The organism is Olleya sp. NP1-10 (assembly GCF_055804415.1).
This window is the reverse complement of sequence record NZ_CM147840.1, coordinates 110,305-122,024: the sequence shown is the minus strand read 5'-3', so window position 1 is coordinate 122,024 and position 11,720 is coordinate 110,305. Positions and strand designations below refer to the sequence as shown.

Sequence of the window (11,720 nt, the reverse complement as noted above, 5' to 3'; positions counted from 1 at the left end):
CAATCTTAAGACAATTTAGTCTTGGTTTACCCTACTTATTAAATATTTTTAATGTGCTGCTTTAAAGTTTTTAAGGCACCAGACATTCGTTTTTCTACTGCTTTTTGTGAGATACCAAGTAGTTCTGCTATTTCACGATATTTTTTTCCGTCAATTCTATTTAATAGAAAGACTTCACGTTGACCGTCAGTTAATAAAGCTATGGCTTGTTGTAACTTGGTTTTAAATTCTTCTTCCTCTAATAAATATTCAGGACTTTGGTTATCTCTATCTATATATGGAGCAGCTTTTGCATAATCCATGACTACTTTATTATGCTTTATAGTATTTAAAAACATATTATTTATTGAAGTAAATAAATAAGTTTTGGCTTTACTAAATTCAATTTTAGCACAATGTTCCCAAATCTTAGAAAACGCATCTTGTATTAAGTCTAAAGCTTTAGCATTATCACCACATTTATAATAAGCAAAGTTGCTAGCTTTTTGCACGTGCTCTAAATAAAAATCACTAAAAAACTGATCTTCACAAAGGTTGTTTGGTCTGTCTGTCATATATCATTTATAGTATTAAAGACAATAATTAAAAATAATTGAAACCAAAAGTAGGGTAAAAATAATTAGGGTTGTCTTAAGTACATATTAGTCCAAAGATATAAAAATATGAATACCGAAAAAGTTAGTACAATAATAGAAGTCATACTTACAGCAGTAATAATATCAAGCTTTACAACTATAATTTACACAATAAATCAATTAATTAAAATTTTAGGGTAGGGTAAAATAAAAATCAATTGTCTTACCTATAGAAAGGCGAAAAAATAGCTTTGAAAAAGAAAAATCAAAAAGTATTAAACTACAATTAACAAAAAGAAAAATTAAATTTACAAATCATTAAAAATTATGAAAAACTTAAAAACAATTACAGCACTTTGTCTATTAGCCATCTTTTTATTTACATCTTGTCAAGATGAAATTGATAATGAAAATGGAGACAATCCAAATACAAACACAGCTAACTCTCAAACAGCAAGTAACCTTGAGCGTGCTTCTGCTTATGATGGATCATTTGATGACTTTTTAGATGGTGTGTCTTGTTCTTCTATTATATTACCAGTTACAGCAACCGTTAATGGGACTCAGGTAAGTATTATTAGTCAGTCAGATTACCAACAAGTTATTGATATTTTAGCTCAATTTAATAATGATGACGATACAGTAGTATTACAATTTCCGTTTGCAGTAACATTAAGCAATTATACTGAAGTTGTTATAGCTAGCCAGTCTGATTATGACGAAATTATGAATGTTTGCGAAACGTTAGAAGATGCAGGTGAAGACGCAATTTCTTGTATAGACTTTAACTTTCCAATTACAATATTGACTTACAGTTTAGATTTTGAACAAACAGGAAGTGTTGTTGTTGAAACCGAACAACAATTATATACGTACATAAACAGTATGGGAGACGATCAGTTATTTTCTGTTAACTATCCAATTACAGCAACGGTTGAAGGAGATACATCTCAAACCATATCTATTAATAGTGACGCACAATTACAAGCAGAAATCTCTGATTGTTTAGGTCTAGAATCAATTGAAGAGCAAGCTCAAAATGATGCGGATGAGGTTGAAATGATTTTAGTAGATGGTATTTTTGAAGTGCAATCTATTATTGAAGCAGGAGTTGATACAGCTGTAGATTTTGCTGAATTCACAATTGATTTTGCCAATGATTTATCACTTGTAGCTGAAAATGTTGTTAATACAACAGTACAAGATGTTCAAGGTACATTCGAAGTAACGTCACAAACAGAAGTATACGTAAACCTAACGTTTAGTAACAACGCAACGTTTAATATTTTAAATCAAAACTGGGTAGTTACTAGTTATAGCAACACATCAATATCATTACAAAGTACTACCAATGCAGCACTAAATTTAGTGTTAACACAAATATAGATAAGTAAATTAAGTGGTTATTAGTTTGTTAACTTTGCTGTCTCTAAACTTAGAGGCAGCAATTTTAAAATAAGTAAAAAGAAAAAATAGTAAGATGAAAAAAGTAATGTATTTAGTTGTGGTTTTGGGTCTGATTTGGTCTTGTAGTAGTGATGATGCTCAAACCGAAACATTTGACACACCAGAACAAGCCAATCAATTAGCAGTTGGTACCTCTGCAAACGATTTATTATCAGACAATACTTTTACCAGTTTAGTAGTTGAGTTAGTATATATTGACGGATTTGAACCATCACAAACAGCAGTTAATAATTTTGTATCTTTTTTAGAAGATAGAACATTTAAACCTGACGGAATTACGGTACAAAAAAGAGCTATTTCAACAACAAATCAATCACCTTACACAAATCAAGAAATTATAGCAATAGAGGATGCTAATCGCACCTTGTTTAACAATGATAACCAGATAACAGTTTGGGCATTTTTTGCAGATGGAGCGTCTGCAAGTAATACAGACGAAGGTGTTGTATTAGGTACAGCCTACCGTAATACATCATTTGTGATATATCAAGAAACTATTCAAGAGTTAACGTCTGGTACTTTAGGTAACACGCAATCAATTTTAGAAACAACAGTAATAACGCATGAGTTTGGTCATATACTTGGACTAACAAATTTAGGTTCGGATTTACAGTCCGATCACGAAGATTTAGAGCATCCTAAACATTGTGATGTTGAGTCCTGTTTAATGTATTGGCAAGCCGAATCTGGAAGTAATGTTATGGATATGATTTCAGGAGGCAGTGCACCACAATTAGACGCGCAATGTATTGCAGACTTGCAAGCCAATGGTGGAAAATAATTACCAATTATCATTTACAAATAATAACTTAAAATTTAATATTATGAAAAAGCAATATGTAGCAATAGCACTATTTTTTGGTGCATTATTTATAAGTCAAGCACAAGATAATGACTTGAAAAGTAAATCAAACGGAGGATTAAAAGCAGGTTATAATTTAGCTTCAGTACAATATGATGGAGAAGCAGAGACTGGTCAACGTAGTGGTTTTCATGTTGGTTTGTATGGAGAGTCTTATTTTACCGAGTTTGCTGCTATACAAATTGAAGTAATGTATTCACAACAAGGTTATGAAATTGAAACAGATGCAGGTATATTCACTCAAAAACTTAATTATATTAATTTACCTTTATTACTAAAATTATATCCTGTCAGCACGTTTTATTTAGAAGCTGGACCGCAAATAGGTTATGCTATTTCTCATAAAGAAACTTATGATGCAAACTTTAATTTATTTGATACGTCTCAAGAGTTTGAACCAAATAATTTTGACTACGGAGTTAATTTTGGGGCAGGTTTCAAAACAGAATCTGGCGTTACTCTTGGTGCACGTTACCATTTAGGATTAGGAGATGTGTATGATGAAGGAGAACCTAAAAACAGAGTTTGGCAATTCTCGGTTGGATTTGCTTTTTAACACAACTCTATTCGATTTATAAAAAAACGCTCTCAATATTTTGAGAGCGTTTTTTTTATATAAACTTGAGACAATCTATTTCAATATTAAATTCACCTTTTATTTTATTGCTAATAACTAAGCCAAAATTAAAAACGATTTTTAAAGCCTCATAAAACCGTTACATGTTTCTTGTATTTCTATACCTAAAAGTTGTTTTCGTACTTAAAAATTGACTAAATATGTATTGTTAGTTTAATTAAATAATCAGTCTTATGGATTATAAGAATAATGATATTTAACGCGATTATATTTCCGAATAAACAGAATCTCATCAATTAATTATGATTATCTCAATATTGTGGTAAAATCCGTCAATATTCTGTGTGTAACTGTTAAATTTTTAAAAGTTATTAACCCGAAAACGTTGTAGTTGTTTTTAAAGTAAATATAAGGTTAAAAAAATGCTATATTATTGATAATTAATCAATAAAATAAAAATATGACAACCAAAATTTATTTTAAAACATTCAAATTAGGACATTTTTCACTTAAAATGTATTGCTTAATTTTTGCTTTTCTCAACAGCTTTCTTTTAACAGCACAGCGAGAAAATGATGATCGTGTAATGCTTCAAGGTTTCTATTGGGAATCTGCAGCAAATAATCCCAACAACTGGTATAATATTGTTAATAATTTGTCCCAAGAAATATCAGATATGGGTATCGATATGATATGGCTTCCACCTCCAAGTGATGCAGGTTCATTAGAAGGTTATTTGCCAAGAGAACTTAATAATTTTGAAAATAATTATGGGAGTTTACAAGCGCATTTAGATTTATTAAATGCACTAAACTCAAAAGGAATAGAACCAATTGCAGACATTGTAATAAATCACCGAGTAGGTTCAACTAATTATGTAGACTTTACAAATCCAGAATGGGGAACAGATGCTATTACCTCTAATGACGAAGTATGGAGTGTTCCAGAGTATTTTAATACTAACCCAAGAGGTAATTATGATACAGGAACGTCGTATGAAGCAGCAAGAGATATTGATCATACACAAACATATGTTCAAAACAGTATTATCAATTTTTTAAATAATCTAAAAAATATAGGTTATAAAGGATGGAGATACGATTTTGTTCATGGTTTTGATAATTATTATTATACATTGTATAATGGTGCAACTAACCCAACTTTTTCGGTTGGAGAAAATTACAACTCTAATAAGCAAGTAATTCAAGATTGGACAGATGGTACTGGATCTACTGCTTTTGATTTTCCAACTTATTTTACTTTAAAATCTGTAATAAGAGACAACAATTATTCTTATTTATCAAATAATGGCGAAGCCTCTGGAGGAATAGGATGGGACCCTAGAAATAATACAACGTTTGTTGAAAATCATGATACACCAAGATATGACACACCAAACAATGTATTAAATAGTGGCAATGTTGTACAAACTTATGCTTACCTACTAACACATCCTGGTGTACCATGTATCTATTGGCCACATTTATTTGATTGGGGAGATGCGGTAAAAGGAGAGATTAGTGATTTAATTGCGATTCGAAAAAATGCGGGTATTCACAGTCAGAGTAATGTAACAATTAATACTGCTCAAAACGGTCTTTATGCAGCTATTGTAAATGGAAATAATTATGATGTTGCAATGAAGATAGGACCTAATGACTGGTCTCCTTCTGGATCTAATTGGTCTCTTGTTGCTTCTGGAAATAATTATGCAGTTTGGACTAATAATGACGATACAACAGGTAATGATAACGATACAAGTACTTTTAAGGTTTATACACAAGATTATTCTACTATTTATAGTTGGGATGATAACTTAAATGCAACTAATGGAGCTTGGCCTGGAACAACACTTAATAATGAAGGGAATGGTTGGTTTTCTGCAACAGTGACAGGAAACTGTTCAAACCTTATTTTTAGTAATAATGGAGGGAATCAAACGGATGATTTATTTACTTGTTCAAACATGCCTTACTATTATGACAATTCATGGCACGCATCTCCTCCAAATACAACATCAGGGAGTTTTAAAATTTACGTAAAAGATTATACTCATGTTTACACATGGAATAATAATCAAGAAGCCACTAGCGGAGAATGGCCTGGTACACAATTAAAAGAGTCTAATAATGGATATAAAACCATAACAATAGGTCAAGACTGCTCAAATATTATTTTTAGTTATAACGGAAATAATCAAACGGTAAATTTGAGCACGTGTTCAAACAAGCCTTATTACTATAATAACGCATGGCATAGTACTCCAACAGATATGCGATTAAGCTCTAATAAAAATTCTACAGTTAGTGATTTTGTTTTTTACCCGAATCCATTAAAAGATAAGGTGTTTTTAAATGTAAATATCAAAGATACTAAGGGGATAGTTTCTGTTAAAATTATAAATTTTAAAGGCGCATCTACTAATGTGTATTCTAACACGCTTAATAAAGGAAAGCATACTATTACATTTAATAGAGATGATTTAAAGTTAGGTAACGGACTTTATTTTTTAAGAGTCGCTGTAAACGGTAAAATCATTAATAAAAAGATTAGTTTAGAGTAATTTAATTCTTTTTTCTTTTTAGACATTAAGAGCTGCCTTTTAGGTAGCTCTTTTTATTATCACTTGAATAGTATAAAATTTATAAGCTGAGATTCATTTATTTTTTTAATAAATCTTAGTTGGTTTTACCTTTTAACAAAATGATATTTATATAAACTTGATATAGTCAATTTCAATATTAAATTCACCTTCTTTTTTATCGCTAATAATTATAGCAATATTAAAAACGTCTTTTAAAGCCTCAATTGGCATGTTATTGCCAATGACCTCACTAATTTTATAGTGTTTAAATTTGGATAATGGTACTTCAATGGTTTCCCAATCTTTATTTTTTGGACTAAATATATGTTTGTAATAAGGTATATAATACTGTTGGCTGCTTTTTAAAGACAATCCAAAATCGCGATTGTTACTACTACTCTTATAACGTACTATCATGGTTTTACAATTGTTTAAAGCACCTTTATCTATTAAGGTACGTACACTAGCAAAACCACCATTATTTTCCAAGCTAACATTTCCTGTAAACAATAGGCTATCATCTTTTAGATTTATTTCAGAGGTAGATAATCCACCCATCACGCCATCATTAACTATTCGCCAAGACGCTCCAGTTTTATCTTTTCCAAAATCTATTGTTAATCCAGTTGCTGAGGTCATAAATATAGTCGCTATTATTAATAAGTATTTCATATATAAATATACAACATTCAAAATGTGTTTTTTTTAAAGTATTGTTAATTGGTAACTAGTTTTAGATTAAAAATCAATAGGTCAATTTTGTTTCTTTTTGCATAAATCTATTATTTTTGTAGTAATGCAAAACACCATTTCTTATTACATTCCAGAAGCAGCAGTTCCAAAAGTTTTACAACTTTTATCACATGACCATTTGGTAGTAAAAGTTAAAAAAGAACGAAAAACCAGACATGGCGATTATAGAAGATTACCAAATGGAAAACATCAAATTACCGTTAATGGTAATTTAAACAAATACCGTTTCTTAATTACTTTAATTCATGAAATTGCACATTTAGAAGCTTTTTCTAAATTTGGACGACATATTAAACCTCATGGAGCAGAGTGGAAGCGTACCTTTCAGCATTTAATGTTGCCTTTTATAAATCCTGATGTTTTTCCAGATAATTTACTTCCACATTTAGCAAAACACTTTAAAAACCCAAAGGCATCCAGCGATACAGATGTGCAACTCGCCTTAGCTTTAAAACAATTGGACGCTCCAAATAATAAAAGTTTTATATTTGAAGTACCTTTGCATCAAAACTTCAAAATACACAATGGTCGTGTGTTTAAAAAAGGTGCAAAGCGACGTACTCGTCATGAGTGTGTTGAGGTTAAAACAGGTAAAGTCTATTTGTTTAATGCCAATGCAGAAGTCGATATAATTAATAATTAAAAAGCTAACCAAATACAAAACACCAAGACATGCAGAATAAAAATTATTACGCCATTTTAATGGCAGGAGGAGTAGGGTCTAGATTTTGGCCAGTAAGTACATCAGAGTTTCCTAAGCAATTTCATGATATGTTAGGTACTGGAGATACTTTAATTCAAAAAACGTTTAGTCGTTTAAGTGCATTAATTCCTAAAGAAAATATTTTTATTTTAACCAATGAGAAGTATAATGACTTAGTCTTAGAACAGCTTCCAGAGGTTACGCAACGTCAAGTGGTTTTAGAGCCAGCAATGCGTAATACAGCACCTTGTATCCTATACGCAAGTCTTAAAATACAAAAAGAAAATCCTGATGCAGTCATGATTGTTGCACCAAGTGATCATTGGATTGAGGACGAGACTGCATTTACTCAAAACGTAAAACAGGCTTTTGAATATTGTCAAGATAATGATGCCTTAATGACTTTAGGGATTAAACCAACGTTTCCAAATACAGGATATGGTTATATCGAGTGTGGTAACGCTTCCGCAGAAAATATTAGCGACGTGGTTCAGTTTCGCGAAAAGCCAGATTATAAAACCGCTAAGCAATTTTTAGATCAAGGAAACTTTTTATGGAATGCAGGAATATTTATGTGGAGTGCGACCAGCGTAGTTAAAGCGTTTAGAGATAAACAACCAGAATTATTTGAGCTATTTAACAACGGTTTGTCAACTTATAATACAGAGTTTGAAGACGATTTTATTAGAGATAATTACGCTAAAGCGGAAAACATCTCTGTAGATTATGCTATTATGGAATCTTCAACTAACGTATATGTTATACCAGCAACTTTTGACTGGAATGACTTAGGGACTTGGGGAAGTTTATATGATAAATTAGATAAAGACAATAATAATAATGCTGTTGTTAATGCTAAAACTTTAACAGAAGATGCCTCAGGAAACATGATACGTACTAAATCTGATAAAGTGGTTGTTGTTGACGGATTACAAGATTATATAATTGTTGATAAGGACGAAGTTTTACTTATCTTTCCAAAGTCTAAAGAACAAGATATTAAAAAAGTCCTTCAAAAGGTGAAAGACCAATATGGAGAACATTATGGATAGGTTTTAAAAATGGAAGAAAACAACAAACCAAAAGAAAATAAATTTGATTTCTCTGATGACGAGAAACAAAAAGAAGCTGTAGACCAAAAAAAGCAAGCAGTTAAAAAAGATGCAAAAGGGTTATTTAAAAGTATAAAAACCTTTTTGCAAGAACTGTTAGATTTTAGAGAGGATACAGATCGTGATGCAACTATTGAAGCTATAAAAGCAGATATACCGTTTAAAGGTGCAACTGCATGGATTCTGATATGTTCTATTTTTGTGGCTTCTATTGGTTTAAATGCAAATAGTACAGCAGTTGTTATTGGAGCCATGTTAATATCTCCATTAATGGGTCCAATACTTGGTGTTGGATTATCTATTGCAATAAATGATATTGATACTTTAAAACGATCCTTAATCAACTTAGCAATTATGATTGTGTTAAGTTTATTAACCGCTTTTTTGTTTTTAGGTTTTTCCCTTTAAGCGAAGATACTTCAGAGCTTTTAGGACGTGTACAACCAGATATTCGTGATGTGTTAATTGCCTTTTTTGGTGGATTAGCCTTAATTATTGCACGTACCAAACGTGGTACTATTGCTTCAGTAATTTTTGGTGTAGCAATTGCTACAGCATTAATGCCACCATTGTGTACAGCAGGTTATGGATTAGCAAAAGGTAATTGGGTGTATTTTGGTCAAGCTATGTATTTGTTTACCATTAATACCATTTTTATAGCTTTAGCAACTTTTTTAGTACTTAAAATATTGCGTTTTCCAATGCTTAAATATGCTAATTCAGCTAAACGTAAGCGTACAGCAAGAATTGCATCATTGGTAGCAATAGTAGTTATGATACCTGCTATGTTTACTTTTTTAAATGTATTAAGAGAAAGCCAGTTTAAAGTAGATGCTAAAGACTTTATTAATACAGAACTTAAGTCTTTACCAAACGCTAGTTATATCCAGAAATATGCGACTCCAAATTATTCGCCTAATGGCGAATCTAATATCGAGTTAACAACATTTGGAACAGATGTTATTTCTGATGATATGATACATTTTTTAGAAAATCGTTTGCAGGAATATTCATATTTAAAAAGTTCAAAATTATTAATAAATCAGTCAAAAAACAGACAGATTAATAACCTTGAATATATGGAAGAGTTACGTACACGAGACTCTTTAGACCTAATGAGTCAGCAACAAAAAATAACATTCCTAGAAGACAAGGTTAGAGAATTGTCAAAACTTGAACGTGGTTATGTCCCTTTTGAGGAGTTAACAAAAGAGGTTAATATTAACTACGAAAACATTAAGTCTTTATCTTATGCAAGCGTTGTCAATTCTAACTTCAAAAAGATAGATACATTAGCAGTGTTTAATGTCAAATGGAATGATAGTTTAGTTAACGCTAGTCAAATTTCAAAAGAAAGAGATAAGTTGTATCGTTGGTTAAAACTTAAACTTAAGTTGGACACTTTAGTCGTTAATCAAGTTAGATAAATTATAGCTAAAGTTTTATTGATAAAAAAAGGAAGAATTTATAATCATTTTCATGGTTGTAAATTCTTTCTTGTTTTATAAGATTACCAAAACTAAAAACAGGTGTTAACTGCGTTCTTCCAGGTACATCTGACGCACTTTTTTAAATAATTCTGAAGAATAGACAAAGTCCGTTACCGCTTCATTATCTGTCTTAAAAATGTCATATCTAGAGCCTTCCCATTCTTTTAAACCATTTTTAAGAAAAATAATTTTCTCTCCAATTTGCATAACCGAATTCATGTCATGCGAATTTATAACCGTTGTTATTTGGTATTCTTCTGTTATTTCTTTTATTAGGTTATCAATTACAATAGAGGTTTTTGGGTCTAAACCAGAATTAGGTTCATCACAAAATAAATATTTAGGTTTGTTTACTATTGCACGAGCAATAGCAACACGTTTTTGCATTCCTCCAGAAGCTTCACTTGGTTTTTTATGGTGTGCGTTTTCTAAGTTGACACGTTGTAAAACAAAGTTTACACGATCTTCCATTTCACTTTTACTTTGAGAGGTAAACATTTTTAACGGAAACATCACATTTTCTGCAATGGTCATTGAGTCAAACAAGGCACTTCCTTGAAAAACCATTCCTATATCTGCTCTAATCAATCGTTTTTCGTCTTCACTTAGTTTAGAAAAAATTTTCCCATCATAAGCAATACTACCTTCTTCATAGTCAAATAATCCTAGCAAACATTTTAAAAATACAGTTTTACCAGAACCACTTTGTCCGATGATAAGGTTGGTTTTTCCTTTTTCAAAAGTAGTAGTAACTCCTTTTAAAATATGAGCGTCTCCAAACGATTTGTTTAAGTTTTTAACTTCTATCATTGACTTAAAAGTAGTTGAGTTAATATGTAGTTTAAAAGAATAATAACAACACTAGTCCAAACAAAAGATGTAGTACTAGCCTTACCAACTTCTAAAGCTCCACCTTTCATGTAATAACCATGATACGATGGGATAGTTGCTAAAATGAAAGCAAAAATTAATGTTTTTATAAATGCATAAGCCATGTGAAATGGCTTAAAGTCTAATTGGATACCTTCAATATAGTCTGGCATAGTAGCATATCCACCATAAACACAAGCAGCTAATCCACCCATAATACCCAAAAACATTGAAATTGATATTACAAAAGGGTATAAGGTTAATGCTATAAATTTAGGGAACACTAAGTAGTTTAAGCTATTTATACCCATAACTTCTAAAGCATCAATTTGTTCTGTTACTCGCATTGTCCCAATGCTTGAAGTAATAAAACTTCCCACTTTTCCTGCCATTATTATGGACATAAACGTTGGTGCAAATTCTAAAATAATAGATTGCCTAGTTGCAAATCCAACTAAACTTTTTGGGATTAAAGGGTTGTCAATATTTAGCGCTGTTTGTATAGTTACAACTCCACCCACAAAAAAAGAGATAAAGGCAACAATACCTAAAGAGCCAATAATTAAATCGTCGACATCTTTTAGGATTAATTTTTTCATTACAGACCACTTTGTTGGTTTTCGAAACATTTCGACAACCATTAAAAAGTAAGTCCCAATATAGTGTAGGTAATTCATGCTTTATTTGTTACCGCTAAAATATAAAATTCTAATATGTATTTAACCTT

Annotated in this window: 10 protein-coding genes and 1 pseudogene; 7 read left to right on the top strand and 4 right to left on the bottom strand. The window is 31.0% G+C overall.

The window, feature by feature from the left end:
- Positions 1–38 precede the first annotated feature (38 nt).
- Positions 39–554, bottom strand: a complete 516-nt coding sequence (locus tag AC0L4B_RS00625; RefSeq protein ID WP_473438112.1) for an RNA polymerase sigma factor — start codon at positions 552–554, stop codon at positions 39–41.
- A gap of 348 nt (positions 555–902) precedes the next feature.
- Here AC0L4B_RS00625 and AC0L4B_RS00620 point away from each other — a divergent pair, with 348 nt between their 5' ends.
- The 4 genes from AC0L4B_RS00620 (at position 903) to AC0L4B_RS00605 (ending at position 6,044) form a co-directional block, all read left to right on the top strand.
- A complete protein-coding gene (locus AC0L4B_RS00620) occupies positions 903–1,961 on the top strand; it encodes a hypothetical protein (protein ID WP_473438111.1) in 1,059 nt (352 codons plus the stop codon).
- Positions 1,962–2,055: 94 nt separating this feature from the next.
- A complete protein-coding gene (locus AC0L4B_RS00615) occupies positions 2,056–2,823 on the top strand; it encodes a membrane metalloprotease (RefSeq protein WP_473438110.1) in 768 nt (255 codons plus the stop codon).
- A gap of 43 nt (positions 2,824–2,866) precedes the next feature.
- Positions 2,867–3,460 carry a porin family protein gene (locus AC0L4B_RS00610; RefSeq protein ID WP_473438109.1) on the top strand — a complete coding sequence of 198 codons (594 nt, stop codon included), beginning with the start codon at positions 2,867–2,869 and terminating at the stop codon, positions 3,458–3,460.
- Positions 3,461–3,941: 481 nt separating this feature from the next.
- Positions 3,942–6,044 (top strand): glucan 1,4-alpha-maltotetraohydrolase domain-containing protein, encoded by a 2,103-nt coding sequence (locus tag AC0L4B_RS00605; protein ID WP_473438108.1) that lies wholly within the window; start codon positions 3,942–3,944, stop codon positions 6,042–6,044.
- Positions 6,045–6,191: 147 nt separating this feature from the next.
- On the opposite strand, the gene AC0L4B_RS00600 is transcribed toward AC0L4B_RS00605, so the two are convergent.
- On the bottom strand, positions 6,192–6,737 hold the full coding sequence (locus tag AC0L4B_RS00600; protein ID WP_473438107.1) for a CIA30 family protein: 546 nt from the start codon (positions 6,735–6,737) through the stop codon (positions 6,192–6,194).
- A 124-nt stretch (positions 6,738–6,861) separates the two neighbouring features.
- Between AC0L4B_RS00600 and AC0L4B_RS00595 the strand changes: the two genes are divergently transcribed.
- The 3 genes and pseudogenes from AC0L4B_RS00595 (at position 6,862) to AC0L4B_RS00585 (ending at position 10,060) form a co-directional block, all read left to right on the top strand.
- Complete coding sequence (locus tag AC0L4B_RS00595; protein ID WP_473438106.1) at positions 6,862–7,461, top strand: SprT-like domain-containing protein; 600 nt, start codon at positions 6,862–6,864, stop codon at positions 7,459–7,461.
- Between the two features lie 29 nt (positions 7,462–7,490).
- Entirely contained in the window at positions 7,491–8,573 is a 1,083-nt protein-coding gene (locus AC0L4B_RS00590; protein ID WP_473438105.1) for a mannose-1-phosphate guanylyltransferase, read from the top strand.
- Between the two features lie 9 nt (positions 8,574–8,582).
- Positions 8,583–10,060, top strand: a pseudogene (locus AC0L4B_RS00585) (DUF389 domain-containing protein).
- A gap of 105 nt (positions 10,061–10,165) precedes the next feature.
- Here the strand turns inward: AC0L4B_RS00585 and AC0L4B_RS00580 are convergent.
- Together AC0L4B_RS00580 and AC0L4B_RS00575 are read right to left on the bottom strand one after the other, a co-directional pair.
- Complete coding sequence (locus AC0L4B_RS00580) at positions 10,166–10,933, bottom strand: ABC transporter ATP-binding protein (protein ID WP_028289201.1); 768 nt, start codon at positions 10,931–10,933, stop codon at positions 10,166–10,168.
- Positions 10,930–11,670 (bottom strand): MlaE family ABC transporter permease, encoded by a 741-nt coding sequence (locus AC0L4B_RS00575; protein WP_473438104.1) that lies wholly within the window; start codon positions 11,668–11,670, stop codon positions 10,930–10,932. The genes AC0L4B_RS00580 and AC0L4B_RS00575 overlap by 4 nt, the downstream gene beginning before the upstream one ends.
- Positions 11,671–11,720: the final 50 nt, after the last annotated feature.

Coding starts and splice junctions, on each gene's coding strand:
- AC0L4B_RS00605 (WP_473438108.1), top strand. CDS start 3,942: ATGACAACCAAAATTTATTTTAAAACATTCAAATTAGGACATTTTTCA.
- AC0L4B_RS00600 (WP_473438107.1), bottom strand. CDS start 6,737: ATGAAATACTTATTAATAATAGCGACTATATTTATGACCTCAGCAACT.
- AC0L4B_RS00595 (WP_473438106.1), top strand. CDS start 6,862: ATGCAAAACACCATTTCTTATTACATTCCAGAAGCAGCAGTTCCAAAA.
- AC0L4B_RS00580 (WP_028289201.1), bottom strand. CDS start 10,933: ATGATAGAAGTTAAAAACTTAAACAAATCGTTTGGAGACGCTCATATT.
- AC0L4B_RS00575 (WP_473438104.1), bottom strand. CDS start 11,670: ATGAATTACCTACACTATATTGGGACTTACTTTTTAATGGTTGTCGAA.
- AC0L4B_RS00625 (WP_473438112.1), bottom strand. CDS start 554: ATGACAGACAGACCAAACAACCTTTGTGAAGATCAGTTTTTTAGTGAT.
- AC0L4B_RS00620 (WP_473438111.1), top strand. CDS start 903: ATGAAAAACTTAAAAACAATTACAGCACTTTGTCTATTAGCCATCTTT.
- AC0L4B_RS00615 (WP_473438110.1), top strand. CDS start 2,056: ATGAAAAAAGTAATGTATTTAGTTGTGGTTTTGGGTCTGATTTGGTCT.
- AC0L4B_RS00590 (WP_473438105.1), top strand. CDS start 7,491: ATGCAGAATAAAAATTATTACGCCATTTTAATGGCAGGAGGAGTAGGG.
- AC0L4B_RS00610 (WP_473438109.1), top strand. CDS start 2,867: ATGAAAAAGCAATATGTAGCAATAGCACTATTTTTTGGTGCATTATTT.